The sequence below is a fragment of the Bdellovibrio sp. KM01 genome (genome assembly GCF_013752535.1).
Classification (GTDB): domain Bacteria; phylum Bdellovibrionota; class Bdellovibrionia; order Bdellovibrionales; family Bdellovibrionaceae; genus Bdellovibrio.
The window spans coordinates 1,372,949-1,395,513 of sequence record NZ_CP058348.1 but is presented as its reverse complement, the minus strand read 5'-3'; the positions used below and the strand labels follow the sequence as shown (position 1 = coordinate 1,395,513).

Below are 22,565 nucleotides of genomic sequence, written 5' to 3'. Positions count from 1 at the left end.
GGAGGAAATTATGAAGAATTTTTTGAGCAGCACTGCTCTCAGCGCGACTGTATTCGCTTTCACGGCCTCTGTCGCGTCTGCAGCAGATTTACCTGAAGGAAAAGCTACTGAAACTACTAGAAGAATCAACCAAAGCTATAGTAAGATGTTAGATTTTTCGAATAAAGAAGATTTCGAGTTTGCGCAAAAAGGCTTCATTGCGACACTTGATAATCCAATGATCAAAGATGCCGAAGGCAAAACAGTTTACAATCTGAACGCCTTTAATTTTGTTAAAGACACTGAAGCACCCGACACTGCGAATCCAAGTTTATGGAGACAATCGCAACTCACGCGCATTCATGGATTGTTTAAAGTAACAGACAAAATCTATCAAATCCGCGGCTTTGATATTTCCAACATGACATTGATCGAAGGCAAATCCGGCTGGATTGTTATCGATCCGCTGATCTCTTCTGAAACCGCAGCCGCCGGCTTAAAATTAGCGAACGAAAAACTTGGCAAACGACCCGTCAAAGCGGTGATCTATACCCACAGTCACATCGATCACTTTGGCGGAGTTTTAGGAGTGACTTCGGAAGCAGATATCAAAGCAAAAAAAACTCAAATCATAGCACCTGATGGATTTATGGAGGAAGCGACAAGCGAAAATCTGTATGCAGGAAACGCCATGGGTCGCCGAGCGATCTACATGTACGGCAGAGTCATGACAAACTCTCCGATCGGCAATTTGGGCACCGGGCTGGGGCCTGGTACTTCGTTGGGAACTTCAAATCTCATTCCTCCGACCAAAATAATTACTAAGACCGGCGAAAAAATGAATGTCGACGGCATCGACATTGTCTTCCAAATGGCTCCTGGTACCGAAGCTCCATCCGAAATGCTTTTCTATTTCCCTCAGATGAAAGCATTGTGTCTTTCCGAAGATGCGACCTCGACGATGCACAATCTCTACACGCTTCGTGGTGCAAAGGTACGCAGCCCCCTCGTCTGGTCGACAGCGCTTAATACAACTTTGGACATGTTTGGAGATAAAACTGACGTAAGTTTTGCCTCTCATCACTGGCCAAGATGGGGAAATGCAAAAGTTACGGAGCATCTGACTAAGCAACGCGACATGTACAAATTCATTAATGACCAAACTTTGCGTCTTGCCAATCAAGGTTACGATGCTGAGGAAATAGCGGAAAAAATGAAGCTGCCTGATACTTTGGCCAAAGAATTTTATAATCGCGGCTACTACGGAACTTTAAGTCACAATGTGAAAGCGACTTTTCAATTATATCTAGGATTTTATAACGGAAATCCAGCAACTCTTCACCGACATCCTCGCGTTGAATCCTCCAAACGCTATGTCACCGCAATGGGTGGAGCAAGCAAGGTCCTAAAAATGGGCCGCGAGTCCTTCGACAAGGGCGATTATCGTTGGACCGCTGAATTGGTCAATCATCTGGTTTACGCAGAGCCTGGCAACAAGGAGGCTAAAAAACTGCAAGCCGCGGCTTTGGAACAATTAGGATTTCAAGCCGAAAGCGGCCCATGGCGTGATGTTTATTTATCCGGCGCTGCTGAACTTAGAACCGGTGATAGTATCGCAACACCTCCACTACTGGATCCAAGATCTTTACCTTTGGCGATGCTGATCGACTATACGGGCCTTCGCTTAAATCCAGAAAAAACCCAAGGCAAATCCATGAAACTTGGACTTACTGTAAGTGGAACCAAAGACAAGCAAGTTCTGGAGCTTAACAATTCCGTTTTGCATCTTCGTAAAATGAATAGCGGTGAAAAGGTGGATGCTTCTTACTCGATGAGTTCAGCAGATCTGGGGTCTCTATTGGGTGGGCTCACAACAACGGAGGAATTAAAACGCTCTGGACGAGTTAAGTATGACGGACAAGCCAAGGCCATGGGCGATTTAGTTGCCATGCTCGACACATTTGACCCTGGTTTCAATCTGGTCACCCCCGTCGAAGAAAAAACAACCAAAGACGATCGCATGGCGAACGTAAACGAATAATTCATACAAGAAAGGACGGTTCTCGCCGTCCTTTCCTTTTTTAGATTTCCGCCAGAAAACTCAAAGTAAAAAGCCTTTCAGCTCCGGGATACAAATACACGTGGCCATACTGCGTGGGAGATTCTCTCCAATATTTCCGATCCAGCAAATTCTCGACCAAGACTTCCGCCTTCACCGGTATGGATCCCCAATTTTTCTGAAGGCTCACCCCCGCATCCCAGCGCACCCAGCCCGGCAACATGATCGAGTTATCGGGCAAGACGGCTCGAGGACCCTCATAAACCATACGCCCACCTATGGACATACCGGTCACGCTTACCAGATGATATTGCACCCTTAGGCGCGCAGTTGCCTCTGGAACATTGACGGCCTTTTTTCCATTCAGCACAGGATTCACAGCGCTGCCTTCGCGCTTCGTTTCCAAAAGTAGGCTGCTAAAATTCCAGCTCCATCTTTGCAGATCTTGCAGCAAATCCACCTCAATCCCGCGATGGACATCACTTCCATCCACTTGATAAAGTGGTGCCTGGTCGATCACGACGGGCCGATGAATTTCAAATAGCACCGAACCCCAGCGAATATCTCGTCCCCCGCGCAATCCAATTTCGTATTGATGGGATTTCACATCCGCCAAAAATTCACCTGGACGAGTATAAGTGTTTCGGTTTGGAGTGACAAAAGACTCCATACCTTCGGCATAACTGGCGTAAGCCATCAATTGTTCAAACTGATAAGACAAGGCCGCCCACGGCAGGACAAAACTTTGATAATAGTTTGTGGGGCGCGAACCGTCAGTGCGCACAGTGCTGCGCTCGATGCCATTCCAACTGCCCCCTAACCATCCCGTCCACTTATCCCGTTGAATCGAATCAGATACAAAAATCTGAAGATTATCAGAGTCACGATTCGTACTTTCATCCGTCAAGGATGGATCGGCAGGAACGACAGCCGAACCATCAACTTTCCCCTCGCCCACAAAATTATAGGCTTGTTTTTGATACCGCTCTTTAGATTTCCATCCCATTATTCCCAAGTTCCAAGAGTGCACCAAAGCGCCCGCTTGTAGCTTTCCATCCAAGGATGTGCGCAGAGCTAGAGTATCGCGCTTTTCATCGTCACTGCGAAAGTCATAGAAATCAAAAGTTCCATCCGAACAATAGCGATCAAAATTTCCCTCTTTCGTGCAACCGAATGGATAAGCCAAATGATCTCCGCTAAGCAGGCTCTGGCCACCCAGTGATGTCACCCAATTTAAATTTTCAGCGAAAGTCTGACTGTAACGCAAAGTCCCTGTGAGTGCCGTAAACTCCACCGGTTGAGACCAAGACTGATTGTTCAAGTTGATATTTGGATCAGACACCGCTGGCAGACTTGCCCCCAATAAACTCATCCCGGCCTGACTGGGTTGCGAGCGCTGGGACCACTCTAATTCCAGGTCCAATAAACTTGCGTTAAAAAGCCGATAGCTGACCGCCCCGGCAAGCAACGTTCTTGAGCCCTTGGCGTTATCTAAATGTGGCGACAGGTACTCCTGCGCGACATTGACCCGGTAACTTAAATTCTCTGCAGACGCCCCGCCCGCATCAGCCGATACCAGGAAATCTCCAGAATCACTGACATCAGAGCGCAGATTGATAAATCTTTTTTCCGTGGGACGCTTGACCAGATAATTGATCATGCCGCCGGGAGCACTGATGCCCGCCTGCACTCCTGAAAGACCTTTTAATACTTGCACGTTAGCCTTATTGTCCAAAGGGATGGAGGTTTCGGCATTGATCGGCAAACCTTCCCGGCGAAAGTTATTGCGATTGTCCAGGGTGTAACCCCGAATAGAAACCATGTCCCAGTAACCCGTGGCATTGTAACTATCCGTCAGAGATGCGTCTAAAGTCGTCAAATCCGAAAGACGATGAATCCGATTTTTTTGAAGCTCACCCTCATCGTAACTCGAGGCCGACAGTGGAATTTCCTGCAAAGAAAATCCAGGAAACCCCAGCACAGAAGCATCTGTATCTGCAGTCTCATTCACTAAAACGGTTTGTAATTGGATGGCGGCAGAGGATTCCTGCCCGCGGGCTTCAAAACTTAATCCACCAAGAATAGCGGACACCAAGAGAACGGGTATTTTCATGTGACTTCCCTACGCGAGTTCTAACTCAAACAGGTTCAAAGGGTATTTCTCAGCCGCCATTCAACAACGAATAGCAGCACCCCTAGTTGTGCTGAGCTTTATGTCGCAATCAGGAAGTCAGGTCAATAGGATTTCTTAGACTTGTTTCAACGAGGCTTCAAGGTCCCCAATAATATCCTTCACACTTTCAAGACCGATACTGAGGCGGATCGCACGCGGGTCAATTTTACTTTCTCCACGCTTGTTTTCCGGAATCGCTGAATGAGTCATGAATCCGGGAACTTCGATCAAAGTTTTCGTAAGCCCCAAGGAAACCGCCAAAGTAATCGAATAAGAATTTTGCGCAACATCGTCGACAAACTTCTGACAACGCTTCATATCGCCTTTAAGTCTAAAGGAGATCATCGTGCCCGGAGCAAAGTTGTTTTCTGGAGACACCAGATATTTACGAGCCAATTTGCTTTGTGGATGAGACTTTAAGCCCGGATAAGTCACGCTCTCAACTTTTGGATGTTTTTCCAGAAACTGAGCGACTTTCAAAGCTGTCGCCTGTTGTTGTTCAAAGCGAATCGCTTGCGTCGAGATCCCGTAAACCAGGATATGCCAAGCAGAGTATGGATGAATGATCGCGCCAAAGTCTTTACGAGCCACACGCAGTTGGCCATCGAAAGCTTTAGGACAGATCACGGCCCCACCCATCTCGGTCCCGAAACCCGAGATATTTTTAGTCAAACTTTGAATAACGAAATCAATTCCCCATTCGATGGGACGCAAAGACCACGGCGTCGCGAAAGTATTATCCACCACCGTGTAGATGCGATCGTCGGCCTTCCGTTTTTTATTGGCAGCTTTCACCAGCTCCGCAATTTTTTCCAAATCAGCGACTTCCAGAATAGGATTCGAAACAGATTCAAAATACACCACGCGCGTTTTTGGATCTTTCAGTTCTTGTTCCAGAGTTTTAAAGTTATTCACATCAATCAAGGAATGTTCGATACCAAAACGTGGCAACCAGTTCGTGATCAAACTGTACGTGCAACCATAAAGAGTTTTATGAGAAACCACTTTCTGACCCGTTTTCATCAAAGTCATCAAGGTCGCAGAGATCGCGCCCATGCCGCTACCAAACGTCACGGCACAATCACCTTTTTCTAAAATAGCGAGTTGGTCTTCAAGCATTTTGGTCGTTGGCTCTTCCAGGCGATCGTAAATCCAAATAGGCTGATCAGAATTTTGTGGTCCGGCGAAAGTGCTAAAGCCTTCTGCACCACGAGTTAAAGAACCCAAGCGGAATGTTGTTGATGCCGTCATTGGCGGAATCAAGTGATGCGAGAACTCCCAGGATTTTGAAAGTGCCTCACCATGAATGGCTTGCGTGCGTGGCGATAACTTTTTACGAGCGGACTTTTTAGTCACGATTCCCCCTCGAGAAACTGATAGTCAGGTCTCAAAAATAGAGCACAGGTTCTAGAGGAGAGATAGGCATGACTTCAGGCGACAACGGCCCGAGGTTTACCAAGTGCTATTGGATAGATTAGAGGATTGAAATCGCTAACTTGCTTTGTCGACAAGCAGTCGCTGACAGCGATCCAGGATCGTCGCTCGAATGCTTTCACGGTGTTTCACAAACTCTGGAAGCTGCGTGTTTTGGACGATTTTATACAGCTGCACCACACGCAAGAGCTCAATCAGACGCGGCTTCTGTGGACCTTTTGAAAGTGGATACTTGGGCATTTCCAAGTTTTCTTCCGCGGCCTCCATCACGGCCATGGTCCAATCGATTTCTGTCTGAGTCAGATAGATCGTGGGTATCATCACCGGACGGTCCCGGCGTTGCTGTTCTTCAATCAAGAGCTGACTGTTTAAATAACGCAACTCCCCCACAATCCGAGTCAGCTCGGCGTCATGAGACTTTCCATAATTTTTAAAAACCGTTTTTCTCCAGGCTTCGCAAAAATCATCGAAATCAATGTTCGAGGATTTTTCAAACGCCGGCGGCTGAGTGATATAATTCAAAGTCTTGGAAATAATATCTTCGGCAATCACGACACTGGTATATTTGCCACCCACGCGCAAAAGATGATGTGTCCAACTTGCCAGCGTTTGCAAAGAACGATTATCGATGGCGGCATTTCTAAAGTTCAGATGAAAATCTGCAAAGGTCGCTGAAGGCAGGGGGCCGTTCAAGACCTGATCCATGGCGCTTTTGCGACGATCGTGTTTCGGCAGTGAGTAAAAGGCATTTAGTTTTTTCTGAAACTTTTCAAACGACTCGTCCCACAGGCCGTCGGCTTGACAGCTTTTATAGAGCTGAAATGCTTTGGCCTGGCTAGGTTCAGCCTCGTCCAGCAGGGAATTAATTCTTTCGACTAACGTTCTGGGGAATGAGTGCCAAAGTTCCTGAATCATAGAACTTAGTTTACTCGTTCTTATCAGAAATTTCTGAATTCTGTTTTTCGACTATTTTTTAGACAGCTATTTAAATTGATCCCCTTAAGTAGCAGCTCTGTGGCGGTATATGCGGTATTCCGGCTTCCAGAAGTTATGCTGGATCGCTGCCAATAGCTCGTCATCCGTCATTTTAACGGCAACGCCATCGGTTTGAGCAGCCTTACCCACTCGGAAAGCGATCTCAACTGAAACAGAAGAAATGTCTTTCAGTTCAGGCAATAAAACACCCTCTCCAGAAATAGCCATCGGAGAGCAATCTGCCAAAGCTTCGCTTGCCGCCATCATCATTGAATCCGTCACACGACGAGCCCCCGAAGCGATCACCCCCAACCCCACTCCCGGGAAAATGTATGAGTTGTTACATTGAGCAATAGGATAGATTTTATCGTTAAAAGCCACTGGCGCAAAAGGACTGCCGGTTGCAACCAATGCCGCCCCCTCGGTCCAACGAATAATATCTTCTGGCAAAGCCTCCACACGAGATGTCGGATTCGACAAAGGCATCACGATCGGACGAGCACAATGACTGTGCATCAAGCGAATGATTTCTTCGGTAAATAATCCCGGCTGAGCCGAGGCACCGATCAACACAGTCGGTTTGGCATGACGTACAGTTTCCAATAAAGAAATCTCGCCCTCAGGAAGCCCCCAGGATTGCAGAGATTCAGTTGGTTGCACCAAAGGAGCCTGGAACTCTAAAAGATTTGGCATTTTGTCTGTCAAAAGACCGTAACGATCCACCATAAAGACACGGGCACGGGCTTCTTGTTCAGAAAGTCCTTCTTGCTTCATGCGTGCCACGATTTGCTCCGCAATTCCGCATCCCGCGGAACCGGCACCCAGGAATACTACTTTTTGATCACGAAGTTGACCACCGGCTGCGCGACTGGCAGCAATCAAACTGCCCACGACAACAGAGGCTGTCCCTTGAATGTCGTCATTAAAGCAGCAAATCTCGTCACGATATCTTTTCAAAAGTGGCGAAGCGTTTTTCTGCGCGAAATCTTCGAACTGCAAAAGCACATCGGGCCAACGACGTTTGACGGCTTCAATGAACTCATCCACGAACTGATAATACTCATCACCAGAAATACGTGGATGTTTCCAACCCATATAAAGTGGATCGTTGATTAATGTTTGATTGTTCGTCCCGACATCTAAAACCACAGGCAAAGTGTACGCAGGACTAATTCCGCCGCACGCCGTGTACAGGGATAACTTTCCAATTGGAATTCCCATTCCGCCGATGCCTTGATCGCCTAGACCTAAAATTCGTTCACCATCTGTGACCACGATCACTTTTACTTTTTGCTTCGTTACGTTGCGAAGCATTTCATCAATACGATCCCGGTGTGAGTAAGAAATAAATAAACCGCGGTGCGCACGATAGATTTCTGAAAAGTGCTCGCAGGCTTCCCCCACCACGGGAGTGTAAATCACGGGCAACATTTCAGTGATGTGCCTAACAACCAAGTAATAGAACAGAGTTTCATTAGTGTCTTGCAAGTGTCGTAGAAAAACATGGCGATCAAGATTGTTTTTGATCAGCGAAAATTGACTGTAAGCACGAGCTGCCTGCTCTTCAATAGTTTCGATGTGTTCAGGCAAAAGTCCATGAAGATTGAGGTTACCTCTTTCTTCTTCAGAAAATGCGCTTCCTTTGTTCAGTAAAGAAATGTCCAAAAGAAAAGTTCCTGAATAAGGAATATAAACCGGTCGTTTCTGGGAGTTGTCTGTGTCCATGGGGGCATCTTATTACGAAGGCAACCGCTTGTACATCAGTTATAAAGATGATGATGTCTCGTATAACTGGACATGAACAAATTCTAGTATGATTAGTTCTATTTTTGAGGTAGTTTATTTTGATGATCTCTTCTCGTTGGATATTTCTTCTTGCATTGCTTTTTTCGGGACCTTCCCAGGCCGAAACCATCACTCTGGTGGGCGAAGACGACTGGGCACCATATTCCTCTGCCACTCAGGATTATAAAGATGTTCAGGGCCTTGCTCCCGACATCGTGCGTGCAGCTTTTAAGTCACAAGGTGTGACGGCAATCATACGCCCTATGCCTTTTACTCGCTGTATGATGGAAGTCGACAAAGGCAATTCTATTGGCTGCTTTGACACTCTTATCAATCAGAACACCAAAGATAATTATATCTTTCATGAGACCCCCTTGTTCCAAGCGGATATGCTTATTTATGGCCGCCAAAATGAAAAAGCTGGCTTAAAGCTTTCGGATCTTCAGGGTAAAGTGGTTGGAACCACAATTGGTTACACGTACCCTTCAGAATTTATCGCGAACAAGAGCATCAAAACGGAAAACGGGCCGAATGAAAAATCCCAGCTGCAAAAAGTAGCAGCCGGTCGCATTCAATACGCCGTCCTGTGGGGCTTAACGGGAGAGTCGATTCTGGAAAAGAACCCAGAACTAAGGCAGAAAGTAAAAGCCTTGGGAAGAGTTTCCCGAGATTCCTTGTACGTAAACTTCTCGAAAAAACACAAAGACGGTTCTAAATATGCAGCTGTCTTTGAAAAGGGTATGCAAACCATCATTGCCAATGGAACTTATCAAAAAATCGAATCTGAGTTCCGCAAAAAATATCACCACTACGAATAAAAATCAACCTGGCCCACCAAATTGTGTCTAGTTGATGCTCTCTGGTGGCCCTGGAATTGCCTTAGACAAGAGGCATGAAACTAAAATGCCCACATTGCCATCTGCAAAGAGATCCTCAAAACGCCGTTCGGACGATTCGTAAACTTGGAAAGTATTATCGCAAGTCCGACGGTCAATACCTCACCAGATTCTGGTGTGTTCGCTGCGGCAAAAGCTTTTCTGCAGCTACAACGAGCCGAGCAAAATGGCAAAAAAAACGACATTTAAATAAGCTCATACGCGATCTTTTAACAGGCGAAATGAGTCAACGTGAAATCGCGCGAGTACTGAAGATCAATCGGAAAACGGTTGTTAGAAAATTTCGTTTTGCGACCGCCACAGCAAAAACCGAGCTCGCTAACTGGAATAAAAATTTCGGGCCTTCCACAGAGGTGGAGTTCGACGATCTTGAAACCTTCGAACACACGAAGTACAAGCCTCTTTCAGTAACCTTAATAGTGGAGTATTCCACGCGCAGAATTTTGGGATTCGAGGTTGCCCAAATGCCCCCTAAGGGCCGTATCGTTCATTACGCAAAAAAGAAGTACGGCCTTCGAACGGATCACCGCCCCCTAGCGAGGGCGAAGCTCTTTCAAGATGTGCAAGAATTCGTTCATCCATACGCCGTAATAAGATCGGATTCTAATCCTTCATATCCCGCAGATGTAAAAAGATTCTTTCCCTATGCGAGACACGAAACTGTTTTGGGTGGCCGAGGAGCAGTAGTTGGCCAGGGAGAATTGAAAAAGTTAAAGTGGGATCCGATATTCTCGCTAAATCATACGTTTGCAATGTTGCGGGCAAATATTAATCGATTGATAAGAAAAACGTGGTGCACAACGAAAAAGCCCGGCGAGTTAGCCGGGCATATTGCGCTGTATGCTTTGGAGCATAATAGACGTCTGGCCACCACACAGTGAGGGGCCAGTTTGTTTTAGTTCAATGTGCTTAAGCGGGCCAAAGCTTGTTTTTGCTTTTGTTTCGCTTCACTCAACTTCTGACGTTTTTGATTCAATTTATCTTGTAGCTGTTTTCTTTTTTCGATGTTTTGTTGAGCTTTTCTGTTGTGCTTGTCAGCGTTTGATAAAGCCGCCATCGTTTGTTGCTCAAGCTTTTTAGATTCACGTTCATAAGCTGCACGAGCCTTCAAGAAATCAGCATCCGTTTTCTTAAGCATCGCTGCTGATTGACGCTCTTCATTTTTAGCACGAGCCAATTTGGCTTGCTCTGTTTTCAAAGCCGCATTCGTACGAGCTGTTTCGTTACGAGTTGCATTGATCTGAGCCGTCATCTGCATTTTTCTGTCTTGAGACTGATCGCGATCGGCCTTGGCCTTATTCAATTTTTCATTGATACGCGCCAATTTATTGCGAGCATCGTTTTCTTGGGAGTCCATTTTTTCAATTTGCTTACGCAAAGTGATCGCTTCACTAATCAAACGAGTCGTTTGTTTGGAGTTACGATCTGCTTCCATTTGCAAGCGTTTGATTTCGCGGCGAGTGCGTTGAGTTGTGTCTTTATGTTCACGAGTGCGATCCGCCAAATCAGCTTTCGCAGTACCAAGCTCAGATACGGATTCATCAAAGCCACCTTGAGCTTCATCTAGATTTGCAAAAGCGCTTTCAACATCAGATTGAGCGTCGATCGCATTGTCTTTATCCATCGCCGCATGCGCATTGGAAAGACCCATAATCATCATCAAAACAGAAGCTGCAAAGATTTTTGTATAACGTTTAGACATAAATGGTTCCTTATTAAGGTTGATAGAGACCACTATCCATTTTCTATGCCGAGAGGTCTTGTCCGTCTAAATTCGAGCTGACCAGTTTCCACCCCCATAAACCGGGAAATCCTTTCCAAAACAAACGACAAAATAGGCACCCCCTGTTTGCCATCCATTAAATGCCCCACGAGGCCCTATGATTCTCAGCACTTAAAGACCGGATTACCGAGTTGTTAGTACACCAAACAAGGACTCTGCCCTTAATCTCCTCCTACAACAAATACAAAAAGGAGAACCTATGAAGCATATCCTAGCCGGATTTATGACCATCATCTTTGCACCAACAGCTTTTGCGACCACATATTGGTGTAATTTTACGGAGCCCTTTCAACAGGTCACTTACGACACCGAGATGCATGAGTTGGCTCTGACTCGTCCAAATGAGGAGCTTGTGACTTGGCCGTCTACTCACACCAAAATGGGAAATTTCCTAACTGCCAAATCCATAAATGGAGAGGCGAAGCTTCGCATTCAACTGAATAAAAAAGGCAGTGATGGTATGTCAGACACTGTTTATCAGTACGAAGGAGTTTGGAATGACCAACTCGTTGGTGGTTGCAATTTACAAAAAACTCCACGCCCTGAATAATGCCGGAACAATAGAATCACTTGATTTTCAAGGTGGGCGCGGATCTCGCAGCCTACCTTGGTCTGTCCCATGGCACTCCATGGCTGTCCCTTTCCGCAGTTATCAGTTATTCTGATCAGCATGAAAAAAAAATCGCTGTTACTAGTAAGTATTTTGTTTTTTAAATCTTTCTTAGCCGCTGCCAGCGACTGGCGTACTGCAGATCGCAGCTCGATCGGCATAGCTCCGACTCCACAACAAGAATCCCGCGCGGTTGTGCAGATCTATTCTGCACGAACTTATGGATGGAAAGGCAATCTCGCCGTCCACTCGTGGATCGCCTATAAAGAAAAAGATGCCCGTCAGTGGAGTATCTATGAGGTCATTGGCTACTACGCGAATCGTGGATGGCCTGTGGTGCGGTTGACTCACCGTCAACCTGACGAAAGATGGTTTGGCAATGAGCCGACTTTGCATTTGGATATCCGTGGAGACGCCGCGACTGAGATGATTCCGAATATTTTGAAAGCCGTGGAAAGCTATCCTTACCCGGACTCTTACCGCGTTTATCCCGGCCCCAACAGCAACACCTTTGTGTCTTATGTAATGAGAAATACTCCGGGCATTTATACCGACTTGCCCCCGCACGCGATTGGCAAGGACTGGATCGGTCGCGCCCAACCGGTGGGCATCACCGAATCCGGTACGGGTGTGCAGCTTTCATTATTTGGAATGCTGGGAGCCACGGTGGGACTCGCCGAGGGAATAGAAATCAATCTTTTAGGAATGAATTTTGGAATCGACTTTGCCCGACCGGCTTTGAAGTTGCCATTTGTCGGGCGTTTAGGGATGTCAGATAAACCCGTCTTTACGGTGCCGACAGAACCATCGTCGTCACACTCATCGCCGGCATCGAATAATTAAAAGCGCTGCCACTGATTGGCGTGTCACCCATGCTCTTAGGAGTGGAGACACCGTCATAGATCATATAGCGCGAGTATTTGGTAAAGGAGCCGGCGTTCGCTATACTGATATTCGTACTTAGCGCTGCGGATGTTTTATTGATCGCCACAATGTAAAGCTTCTTGCTGTCTGTGGATGACTGCATCGCATACACCGAAGACTTGTCATCACTTGTAGAAACAGCTTTTACCGAGATATCACCAACGCGGGCACCCGCTCCGTCGTAATTCACGAATAATCTCATCGCACCGTAAATGTATGGTGAATCTTCCCGGTCCCAGTGAGTCGCAAGATATACATCTTCACGACCAAAGATACCCAACACATCAGCTTCCGCGATACCACCAGAGATGATGCCGCCACCACCGTGATTGTATTCAGAAAAAGAAATCTTTGTGCCCGGGTAATAAGTTGCAATACGCTCTTTTAAGCGTGGAATCCACTTGAGAGGCGCCTTTAAATAGTCATCTACAATCCAGGAAGTCTCTTTATAGTTGGGATCCCACAAAGAACGCGGAGCCTGCAAGCGTGCCGCAATCAAGCCCGCCGTCTGCGCGACCGTCTCATCAAGCACTCGATTGCCATCACCGCGAGCCTCAGAACCCCAGTGCATATCCAAAACATCCACCAGGCGTTTGCCGTAAGTTTTCTCTGCTGCTGCCAATTGTTGCAAGTACCAGGACATGTATTCGCCATTGCTGCGATCGTCGGCGTCTTGCAAGCTCATCATTTCGTTAAAGCCATAAGCCACAGGACCAAACACCATCGCGTTCGGGGCTTTTTCTTTAATCATGCTAGCAAAACGAATCGTCTTTTCTTTCATCTCCGCATAGGAAGTTTTTTGCGGATGAATCAACGGATGAGTGGTTTTCCAAATTGCCGGTTCATTATCGAGCATATAGTGGATTTTCTTGCCCGCCGCTAGCTCCGCTTTAAAAGCATTCTGAAAGTAGGTCACGGCCTCGTCTTGATAAACGAAGTTATCATTAAGGCTTGCTACGGGAGTCGTCACCGATGAAGGCTTACGATCTAGATTTCTTCTAAAGCGTGTATTCGTATCCGAGGCTGGCGCTGTGATCGTCCCATTTTTATCCGCAGCCACATAGTCAACGATCGGAATCGTCACAACCGGAGCGGCTCCATATTTATAGGCCAACAAAACACCCAGGCGCACAGCCTCACCCGGAACCTCACTGTTATTACCGCAGTTCACAAGTTCACAAACGCGGTTACCGCTGGAGTTGTTATAGTCGGTACCACCATTGGTCGCGTTATTCTCCCAGTTATAAGTCGTCCATCGATTCCCCCCCATGCGGAAGGAACCAATATTATTGAACAAGCTGGTTTCATAATTTGAACCATAGATATAAGGAGAAATCGTGTGACGATTTAAGTTCACATCAATATTAAAGGTCACATCGGCAGCTGGAAGCGGTGTTGTCGTTGGTGACGGACTCACGGTTGGCGACACTGTCGGGCTGACAGTAGGACTTACTGTAGGAGAAACCGTTGGCGAAGCACTTGCCGTCGGCGAAGGGGTTACGGTAGGAGAGGGGCTGGGAGTTGTCCCTGGCGTTGATTGGCTGCCTGTGGTGCTAGCCGGTGTTTCGAAACCTGTACTGGAGCAGTTTTGGAACAGGAGCATCAGCGCAAGAAGTGCCGTATACGACATTATACGTTGGCGTTTTTTCCAGATAGATTTCATATGTGTGCATCCCCTATTAACAATTGTGCTTTAACAAGACGCTATTTACTACTGATGTGAGTGTCGAGTCTTGTTCTGATCCAAAAAGGGCGTTTCTAGAAATAGGACTAATAAGGCCTTAGGGATCACCCTGAAAAGGTGTCAATTTTTGCGACACTCCTACCAGTTTTTCACTTGGCACTTATCGTCCCCCACTTTTTTTTTAATTCGCAGTATAACAACGCATCTTTTTCGAACTTATTCTTCGAGGTGTATATGAAAATGAAATCTCTTTTAGTTGCCACAACTCTCCTTGCCGTAGCGACTTCCCAAGCCAGAACAATTTCTTGCACGGGAATCGATAAAAATGGCAGCAAAGTGAATGTACAAGTTTCTTTAAACAACGGCGTGTCCTTCGACTATAAAACAGAGAAAACGAAGTCCAAAAATTCTGAAGACTACACTGATGTGTGGACTGCCGATGTTGGCTCCTACAACCTGGGCGAATCTTCTGGTGACAAATCTATCACGGGTTCTTTAGGTTCACGTGCCGAGAAATGGGCGAAACTTTCTCTGGGCGATTTGGGAAAAGCTAATTCGACTCTAGAGTACGACGAGAACGACTCTGGTTACGAATACAGCAACACTGTTTCCAAAATGATCTGCCGCTAGACTTTGTTCTATCCCCATAAATAGATAAAAAAGCCGAGTCCCTGCACTCGGCTTTTTTTTATTTCGTTACACGCAACATCCGACAGCTTTTCAGCTCCCCGCGCAGCTCTCATGAAGAAGCTGTAAAATTCGTCGTCATTTTCCTAAAAATTAACTGGACCTTGCTCTGGAATATGTCACTAAGCATTCTCATCACGAATCGTCGTTGCTAAAATTTTGTGACACGTAAGTATTTTCTATCTACGCGAAATTGCTTAAATGAAATTCGAAAGCAAATCGCATTTAACACTCGTACGTTTCAGTTTGAGAATACGGAGCAGTTTTGCATCTTTAGCTATCGTTAAATGACGCAAAAAAGACGAGAATATTAAAGAACTGGCCGCATGGGAGATTATGGAATGGCTAAAATCCGAGTAAAAGGTTTTCTAACTCTATCTGCAATTTATCTCTTCATTTGCTTGTTTTATTCAAATTGCACCGTTCGCGAAGAAACTCACACGCCGACTCAACTGGGTGGACTTGACCACCATTAATCAAAGAAAAATTTGAAATAAAAAAAGGCTGCCTTTCAATGCAGCCTTTTTTATTTCTAAATATCAGAAACCTACATTGAGTAAAAGAATTCCTCTTTCACAATTTTTCCGTCTTTCACTGTATAGACTCCCACTTCTTCCATTGCCCATTTTTTTTGAGTTTTTTTATCTGTAACATCATATTTAAAATGGACTGCGAATCGATCATCTAAAGGAAATGGCCCATCAATTTGGGAGGAATGAACCTCCATAGTTTCTTCCCACTGTTTGTTTTTTTTAAGCGCATTTTCTATCCCTCGGGATTCCGCGGGCATGCCAGGTGTTTCGAATGCTTCCCGGCTTTCAATGTCTTTTCCATAAAGGTCGTTAATGGCTTCGACCACTTTATTGCGTTTACAGTAATCGACGAGTTTCTTACCGACAGCTAAGGTGTCCTGTTGTGCTTGGGCATTCATAAGACCTCCTTACATGGATGCAGCTTAAGTCTACCCCCAGAGGCGCCATTGAAAAGTACTGATTCAGTCGAGAAAATTACGCTTTAGAAAATGATCTAAGGGCTTACGACTTCAGCCACACCCTGAAGGCCATTTTGCTTATAGACGAAAAGCAAGCTATTGCGGTTGCTATCGTAAGAGATCGGTCCATCACAGGTAAATGTCGAATTTGGCAGTGCCAACAACGTCTCGGCTCCGGCATTATTCAAGTCGTATTTATATAGTGAACCGCCAGAGCAGATATAGACGTGATTCACAGACAAGTTGGAGGTGCGGTTGATCGCAAATTTGGAGAACGCGCGCGGAGCCGTAAACAGGGTGCCCATATTGCCTGAAGCATCTAAGGCAAAACTGGCAATACGGTAGCCATTGGTATCCGCGACGACCCAGCTGTTCGTGGCCACGTCGAAAGCGCCCTGATAACCGTTATCGTTCGCAAGCCCGGTAACAGCACATCCGCCCTTTACAAGGGAACCATCGGCGCAAATCGTATTTCCAATCGTTGTACTGCCGTCATAAGCAGCACGACCAATTGTTTTCGCAACGGTATCCACGATACTTAAACGCGAATCCACCAGGGCATTTAGAGTTCCGTTATAAGAAAACGTCGATACCAGAAGTTTGTTTCCGCTCAGAGCCACAGGACCCGGTCCGTAAACTCCATTCGTATTGATGTCTTCCCAATTACCGGTGGCACGCGAAATCTTCGCGATAGTCGCAGCGGTTCTCGGCATGTAAATGTCTCCGTTCGCGCCTAACACAAATCGCGTCGGAGCGGCATCATACACATTCGTTAGCGGATTCGTGGCTGCGGTCGATCCATTGGTCGGCATTTTTGAATACTGCAGGCCCGCAAGCGTCGTTAAAGATCCACCAGGAGTGAACTCGCGGATGCGCACGTCATCAAAGTCATACATCGTAATATAGTTCGTACCAGATGACGTCCAACCCTTCACATCCGTCAAATTTGCAAAACGGCTGACTAAGGCATTTTTTCCGTCATCAGATCCCAGACGGTCCCCCACCAGAGTTCTGACCTTGCCTTCATAGTCAATAGTCCGAACCGCATTAGATTTACCATCGATGTAGAATAGCTGTCCTTGACTGTTAAAGGCGATAGAAGCCGCTACGATACCACAATTTTCATGAGCGGTCCCATCAGCACAAGTTCCGAAATTGGTGCTGCCATAGATACGAGTCCATGTCATTGAAACAGGCTCAAACTTAAAAATGCCCTGCGCATTGGTCGAATTGGAGTAGCCGGTATACAGGTTGCCGCTCTTATCATTATAGAAGTCAACATACTCGCGGTAACCCGTTGAAGAGTTCACGCGGGATGGGGCTGGCAGCTGCGACACACCTGTCGTTGGGTCCACTTGGGCGTAGGCTCTTGTTTCTGATGTTGAACCCAATGGACAAGATGAAGAGGCATTACCCGAAGCCATTGACCAACCCATTCTTTCCGCAATACCGGAAGAATCGAAACTCACAAAGTAATTACTGAAAGTACAAAGGGCATTATTCTGAGTGGAGGAACTGCTATTACCAGTACCGGACAGAGTGATCAGACTGATCGCACCTGTGGCCGCCGTGTACTTGCGCACTTTCAAGCCATTTTCACCGGTGAAATAGATATCACCATTCGAAGCCACGGTCAGATGTCTCATCACACTCGCTTTATAGTTTGTCGCCACCGCGACATAGGAACTTGTATCAGTTCCGCCCCCGATAAAGCGAGAGATCGTCATTGGACTCACTTTGGTGTTTATCTTTCTGATGTAGTTATTATCTGCAACAAGCACGTCATTGTTATTATCAACCCAGATACCATTCAGAGATTTGAACTTGGCACTGGTCAAGGCACCACCGTCACCCGAAGACGAGGCTGCCGTCGTCGCCAAAATCTCATACACACCCGTCGTCGGATTTACCCATGCAAGACCGCGTGTATCGATCACAAAGATGCGACCATCATCAAGAACTGCCAGAGAGAAAGTCCCTGTTGGCTTGATAATTGCGGATTTCGCACTGGAGTTAAGGCCCAAATCTGTATTGCCCGCTAAGAAATTAATCTTACCGGAATTCAGCGGATTGCTTGCAATCGTCGTAAAGAAACCTTGAGAATCCGTCGCCTGAATTTTTAAACGGAAGTATGTACCCACCGGAGCAGTGAACACAGCACAACCTGTGTAACCTGCAGTGACGTTACAACCACCGTTGCCGGCATTTGCCAGCCCTGAAGAAAGCACTCCACCCTCTGTGGCGTCGTCCGTAGTATAAGTCACTTTGATTGGATTCGTGGCGAGTCCTGTTGTACTTGTAATATTCCATTTCAAGTAAATTGCCTGACCCGAACCCACTACCAGATCAGCTCCTGACGGAGGTGAATTAGGTGTATCGGTCGAAGTTAATTGAATCGCACTGATCGACGGAGGGTTTGGTGAGTTATAAACCACTGTGCCCTTGTCGACACCAGCGGTGGAAGCATTCGTCGACATATTGCCTACGGCATCCATTAACCAGATATAGATGGTATATGTTCCAGAAACTAAACCCACGTTATAGTAAATCGAAGAGGTCACCAGACTTTTCGCTGCCGTCAGACCATAAGAGCTCACCGGGATCCAGCAACTGCTGGAGGCCGTCGGCGCCGTTGCAGATATTTGCATACAGATTTTTGAGATATTACTGTAGCTGTCCGTACCATTAAAACCGATCAAGACGTTGTTATTACTTGTTGATGCGGCCCCACCGTTTACAGTGAAACTTGAAAGCGTGGGTGCACTGCTGTCGATAGCAAAAGAACCCGAAGTCGAAGTTTTTGAATTGCCCGCAGCATCCGTTAAAGAAACACGAATTTTTGCCACACCCGTATTGACAACGGGAACCACAATTCCCGACAGCGAATAGCTCACAGAGCTGTTTGCCCCTGCTGTCGCAGTTTTAGTCCCCACACTTGTCCATGTGGTGCCATCATAAAGTTCCACTGTGAACGAAGAACCACTAGCCACATTCGCTTCTGTGTTCGTCCAAGTTGCAGAGATGACTCCCCCGCCTTTAACCACACTCGGAGTTGTCACCGTGATCGTGGGTGCTGTCGCATCTTTGATAACAGTACGGCTGGAAGATGCACCACTATTTCCAGCGGCATCGACTTGGACTGCGGCGATCGTATAAGTACCATCTGGCAGCGAAGACATATTGGCAACAATCGTGTAGGCGCCACCAGAGCACAAAACTGGGACCACACTGACGCCAGTCAAAGTAACTGCAAGTCCTTCTTCAGAACAAGCACCACTGAAAGTAACAGCAGAAATATTTCCAACCGGAATCACATAGCCATTGCTTGCGGGTGTCGTAATCGTCAACGTCGGAACAACGGTATCTACCGTGAACGTGTAAGAAAGTGGCGTACCGTCGTTACCAGCAGTGTCTGTCGCATAAATATAAACAGTATGGCTGCCTTCAGAAAGCGAGTTGTATGATCCACCCGACAGACAAGACGAATAAGCCCCACCATCAAGTTTACATTTAAAGCCGGCAACTGCACCACCACCCGTATCCATACCCGTGAAGCTGAATGTCGCGGTCGACGAGTTCGAATTAGTTGCGGGTTTCGCTGTGATCGTCACTGTCGGTGGAGTTAAGTCAATCGTCCAAGAATAGGAAATCGAAGACGAATAATTTCCGGCATCATCAATCGCAACCACTTCAAAACTGTGTGCGCCGGCGGTCAAAGAAGAATAAGATACACCCGATACGCATGAGCTCGCCGCTCCACCGTCAATTTTACATTCATAGCCTGCAATAGTTCCGGCATCAGCGCCACTGAACGTAAACGCCGCGGTCGTTTGATTCGTTAAACTGGTTGGTTTCGTAAGCAGCGTCAGTGTCGGCGGAGTTAAATCCACCGACCACGTATAACTTGCCACTGCCGACGTATTACCCGCCGTATCCATGACTTTCACTTGGAACGTATGGGAGCCCTCAGTCAATGACGTCAAATTCTTAGGGCTTGCGCATTCTGCAAAGCCACCACCATCGATATCACAGTAGTACTTCTCAATGGCGCCGCCACCCGTATCGACACCCGTAAATTTAAACTGCGCCGTCGCAGAGTTTGTACTTGAAGCAGGTTGATCGGTAATAGTTAAAGTCGGATTCGTGGTATCGATAACCCAAGTATAGGATGTATCATCACTGTCATTACCCAGATTATCCACGGAGTGAACCGTGAAGGTATGAGTTCCCTGCACCAATCCATTATAAGTGTGTGGAGAAGTACAAGCACTGAAGGCACCACCATCCAATTTACACTGATAACTTGCGATCGAACCGCCCGATGGCGGAGTGGCAAAGAAGGCGAAAGTCGCTGAAGTTTGATTCGTAATACTGTCTGGTGATGACGTAATGGAAGCCATCGGAGTGACAGTATTAATTACCCACGTATATGTCGTGACAGCACTCATATTTCCCGCAGTGTCTGTTGCACGAACTTTAAACGTATGGCTGCCATCAGCCAATGCGGAATAAGTTTTACCTGTTGTACAAGCTGTAAAGCCCGCGGCATCAAGTTCACACTCGTAACCCGATATACTTGCACCACCCGAATCCGTACCGACAAAACCAAAAACCGCCGTTGTGGCATTGGTCGTCGCTGAAGGTTTCGAAGTAATAGTCACAGTCGGTGGAGTTGTATCGATAGTCCACGAGTGAGTCAGAATGTTAGAAACATTTCCGGCGACATCATAGGCTCGCGCTTTAAACGTGTGACTGCCTGCTGCCAAGACATAGTTAATCACGGCAGTACAGCTTGCATAGGCACCAGAATCCAAACTGCATTGATAGCCGCCCATGCCAGAGCCCCCCGTATCCACTCCTGTCAGAGTGAAAACCGAGGACAAAGAATTAGTAATTGCCGAAGGTCCTGCCAGCATCAAAGTCGGTGCCGTTAAATCGATATGCCACGTTTTAGAATCCGGAGTGGAAATATTCCCCGCCGTATCGACCGCTCTGACATTAAAGGTGTGATCGCCTTCCGTTAAACCCGCAAGCGACAAAGGACTTGAACATGAAGCCCAGACATCTGCATCGAGCTTGCACTCAAAGTGATCGATTGAGCCGCTGCCATCATTGCCCGTGAAAGCAAAGACTTGAGAGCTGGATTTACTTTGCGTCAAGGGTTGAGTTGAAATCGCAACCGTCGGTGCTACCGTATCCAGAACACCCGTCAATGTGGTTGGAACTGTCGAAATCAATCCTGAAGCGTCTTTTGCCCATAAATAAAGTGTTTTTGTACCTTCACCAGCGGACAGAGTAAAATTCAAACTTTGCGTGACATTTTGAGTACACACAATCGGGAAGTTCGTAGATTCACTTGGCATCGCTGAACTTTCAGTCATTAACAAGGAACTAAAAGTATCGCAGTTTGCAAGGGAAGCGCCCGTTTGAATACCAATCACCAAATTGCGCGTATTCACAGGTTGCCCACCTGCGATCGACGGAGACGTCACCGTAAAGTTCGGTGGCTGCGGAGGAATGTTGTTCGTAATCTCCAGTGGAACAGTAAAGACTTTGTTTGGCTTTGCCGTATTCACATGACCGGAACCATCATCCTGCCCCACTAACAATGTCACCGTATGGTTTCCTTGCGCATTTCCACCCGGAGCAAAAGAAAAGGACTTCCCGGCCCCAAGGACTGAAGCATTCCTTTTCCATTCATATATCGTGGTATACGTTTGCGACCAATGCGACGAATCTGCTTCCAGCTGATAGGAGACACGCTCCTGCAGCAAAGATGGCACATTCACATAAGTCACTTCAGGTGAGGCATCCAACAAGGCCTCAGGCCCCACGCCAAAGATCTGCGTAAATTTATCAGTGGCCTCGGTGTTCGCCACCAAGATGTCATAGGACTTCTGCATTGTATCTGGCGAACCTAAAATCAGCATCAACGATTGCAAATCAGCGGCATTATCCTGAAGTGCAGCTGAAAGCTTTGCTTTGTAATCCGTGTTAACCATGAAGCCTAACAGGGACGACGACATATTGACGTTTTGCTCGGAGTATCCCGTGATGGGTCTAAAGAAAACTCCCGCCGCACATCCATTCACTTCAATAAGCATCGGATTTGACTTTAACGCCTCGGTTTCAAAACCCGCACTTTGAAGATTAATTGTATAGGCACCGGATGCATCTACTCCCGTGGAGGCAGCGGCAGGTTGAATTCTCTCCCCATTCGAATCCAATTTATAAAGATTCACAACGGGCGTTGTACAAGTCGTTAGACTTTGCGCCGACGCTTGGCTGGAATTTGCAGAATAGTTCGCGATGTAACCCGTGATACTGTTGGTGGAGATCTTATTGAAATCACCAATCACCGCATCCATAGAACATGCGGATAGAAATAGGGAAATCGCCACGATCCATGTATTTGATCGTGCGCGCAGTAGCGATGGTTTTCCAGTACGTACGTGCGTTCCCATGCCTTTCCTATCGGCCCTAGGAGTAAATTTCGCGATAGAAGCTGAGCAATTATTGAATCCAAAATGTGGAATTTTCCTCGGCCTTTTACGGCTGTCTCGAAAAGACATTAAGAGATCGAAA

14 protein-coding genes and 1 riboswitch are annotated in these 22,565 nt (G+C 46.7%); of the genes, 6 read left to right on the top strand and 8 right to left on the bottom strand.

The features are described from left to right. Positions 1-10 precede the first annotated feature (10 nt). Positions 11-2,020 carry an alkyl/aryl-sulfatase gene (locus HW988_RS06880; protein WP_181606802.1) on the top strand — a complete coding sequence of 670 codons (2,010 nt, stop codon included), beginning with the start codon at positions 11-13 and terminating at the stop codon, positions 2,018-2,020. A 40-nt stretch (positions 2,021-2,060) separates the two neighbouring features. Here the strand turns inward: HW988_RS06880 and HW988_RS06875 are convergent, their stop codons facing one another. The 4 genes from HW988_RS06875 to HW988_RS06860 form a co-directional block, all read right to left on the bottom strand. After that, a complete protein-coding gene (locus HW988_RS06875; protein ID WP_181606801.1) occupies positions 2,061-4,151 on the bottom strand; it encodes a TonB-dependent siderophore receptor in 2,091 nt (696 codons plus the stop codon). After that, positions 4,141-4,245: riboswitch (TPP riboswitch) on the bottom strand. (Overlaps the previous gene by 11 nt.) A 41-nt stretch (positions 4,246-4,286) precedes the next feature. Continuing rightward, positions 4,287-5,567, bottom strand: coding sequence for a PLP-dependent aspartate aminotransferase family protein (locus HW988_RS06870; RefSeq protein WP_181606800.1), 1,281 nt, complete (start codon positions 5,565-5,567; stop codon positions 4,287-4,289). A gap of 135 nt (positions 5,568-5,702) precedes the next feature. Continuing rightward, the gene (locus HW988_RS06865) at positions 5,703-6,560 is read right to left on the bottom strand and encodes a hypothetical protein (protein ID WP_181606799.1); all 858 of its coding nucleotides are present in this window, start codon (positions 6,558-6,560) and stop codon (positions 5,703-5,705) included. An 84-nt stretch (positions 6,561-6,644) separates the two neighbouring features. Continuing rightward, positions 6,645-8,345, bottom strand: a complete 1,701-nt coding sequence (locus tag HW988_RS06860; RefSeq protein WP_181606798.1) for an NAD-dependent malic enzyme — start codon at positions 8,343-8,345, stop codon at positions 6,645-6,647. 122 nt (positions 8,346-8,467) lie between these two features. Here HW988_RS06860 and HW988_RS06855 point away from each other — a divergent pair, with 122 nt between their 5' ends. Both HW988_RS06855 and HW988_RS06850 read left to right on the top strand, forming a co-directional pair. Next, entirely contained in the window at positions 8,468-9,223 is a 756-nt protein-coding gene (locus HW988_RS06855) for an ABC transporter substrate-binding protein (RefSeq protein ID WP_181606797.1), read from the top strand. A 74-nt stretch (positions 9,224-9,297) separates the two neighbouring features. Then, positions 9,298-10,182: an IS1 family transposase gene (locus tag HW988_RS06850; protein ID WP_181606796.1), complete on the top strand. Its 885-nt coding sequence runs from the start codon at positions 9,298-9,300 to the stop codon at positions 10,180-10,182. Between the two features lie 14 nt (positions 10,183-10,196). Here the strand turns inward: HW988_RS06850 and HW988_RS06845 are convergent, their stop codons facing one another. After that, positions 10,197-11,003: a hypothetical protein gene (locus HW988_RS06845; protein ID WP_181606795.1), complete on the bottom strand. Its 807-nt coding sequence runs from the start codon at positions 11,001-11,003 to the stop codon at positions 10,197-10,199. Positions 11,004-11,283: 280 nt separating this feature from the next. On the opposite strand from HW988_RS06845, the gene HW988_RS06840 reads away from it, so the two are divergent. After that, complete coding sequence (locus HW988_RS06840) at positions 11,284-11,634, top strand: hypothetical protein (RefSeq protein ID WP_181606794.1); 351 nt, start codon at positions 11,284-11,286, stop codon at positions 11,632-11,634. Positions 11,635-11,754: 120 nt separating this feature from the next. Then, positions 11,755-12,537, top strand: coding sequence for a DUF3750 domain-containing protein (locus HW988_RS06835; RefSeq protein ID WP_181606793.1), 783 nt, complete (start codon positions 11,755-11,757; stop codon positions 12,535-12,537). Here the strand turns inward: HW988_RS06835 and HW988_RS06830 are convergent. Next, complete coding sequence (locus HW988_RS06830) at positions 12,482-14,281, bottom strand: glycoside hydrolase family 44 protein (RefSeq protein ID WP_181606792.1); 1,800 nt, start codon at positions 14,279-14,281, stop codon at positions 12,482-12,484. The genes HW988_RS06835 and HW988_RS06830 overlap by 56 nt on opposite strands. A 255-nt stretch (positions 14,282-14,536) precedes the next feature. Here HW988_RS06830 and HW988_RS06825 point away from each other — a divergent pair, with 255 nt between their 5' ends. Beyond that, positions 14,537-14,932, top strand: coding sequence for a hypothetical protein (locus tag HW988_RS06825; RefSeq protein ID WP_220128818.1), 396 nt, complete (start codon positions 14,537-14,539; stop codon positions 14,930-14,932). Positions 14,933-15,536: 604 nt separating this feature from the next. Here HW988_RS06825 and HW988_RS06820 read toward each other — a convergent pair. Together HW988_RS06820 and HW988_RS06815 are read right to left on the bottom strand one after the other, a co-directional pair. Next, on the bottom strand, positions 15,537-15,920 hold the full coding sequence (locus tag HW988_RS06820; RefSeq protein WP_181606790.1) for a nuclear transport factor 2 family protein: 384 nt from the start codon (positions 15,918-15,920) through the stop codon (positions 15,537-15,539). A gap of 95 nt (positions 15,921-16,015) precedes the next feature. Further along, on the bottom strand, positions 16,016-22,444 hold the full coding sequence (locus HW988_RS06815; protein ID WP_181606789.1) for an Ig-like domain-containing protein: 6,429 nt from the start codon (positions 22,442-22,444) through the stop codon (positions 16,016-16,018). Positions 22,445-22,565 lie beyond the last annotated feature (121 nt).

What these genes read in the sequence shown, in the direction of transcription:
- HW988_RS06880 (WP_181606802.1), top strand. Translation starts at nt 11, where the DNA reads ATGAAGAATTTTTTGAGCAGCACTGCTCTCAGCGCGACTGTATTCGCT.
- HW988_RS06835 (WP_181606793.1), top strand. Translation starts at nt 11,755, where the DNA reads ATGAAAAAAAAATCGCTGTTACTAGTAAGTATTTTGTTTTTTAAATCT.
- HW988_RS06815 (WP_181606789.1), bottom strand. Translation starts at nt 22,444, where the DNA reads ATGGGAACGCACGTACGTACTGGAAAACCATCGCTACTGCGCGCACGA.
- HW988_RS06830 (WP_181606792.1), bottom strand. Translation starts at nt 14,281, where the DNA reads ATGAAATCTATCTGGAAAAAACGCCAACGTATAATGTCGTATACGGCA.
- HW988_RS06825 (WP_220128818.1), top strand. Translation starts at nt 14,537, where the DNA reads ATGAAAATGAAATCTCTTTTAGTTGCCACAACTCTCCTTGCCGTAGCG.
- HW988_RS06860 (WP_181606798.1), bottom strand. Translation starts at nt 8,345, where the DNA reads ATGGACACAGACAACTCCCAGAAACGACCGGTTTATATTCCTTATTCA.
- HW988_RS06840 (WP_181606794.1), top strand. Translation starts at nt 11,284, where the DNA reads ATGAAGCATATCCTAGCCGGATTTATGACCATCATCTTTGCACCAACA.
- HW988_RS06855 (WP_181606797.1), top strand. Translation starts at nt 8,468, where the DNA reads ATGATCTCTTCTCGTTGGATATTTCTTCTTGCATTGCTTTTTTCGGGA.
- HW988_RS06850 (WP_181606796.1), top strand. Translation starts at nt 9,298, where the DNA reads ATGAAACTAAAATGCCCACATTGCCATCTGCAAAGAGATCCTCAAAAC.
- HW988_RS06865 (WP_181606799.1), bottom strand. Translation starts at nt 6,560, where the DNA reads ATGATTCAGGAACTTTGGCACTCATTCCCCAGAACGTTAGTCGAAAGA.
- HW988_RS06820 (WP_181606790.1), bottom strand. Translation starts at nt 15,920, where the DNA reads ATGAATGCCCAAGCACAACAGGACACCTTAGCTGTCGGTAAGAAACTC.
- HW988_RS06845 (WP_181606795.1), bottom strand. Translation starts at nt 11,003, where the DNA reads ATGTCTAAACGTTATACAAAAATCTTTGCAGCTTCTGTTTTGATGATG.
- HW988_RS06875 (WP_181606801.1), bottom strand. Translation starts at nt 4,151, where the DNA reads ATGAAAATACCCGTTCTCTTGGTGTCCGCTATTCTTGGTGGATTAAGT.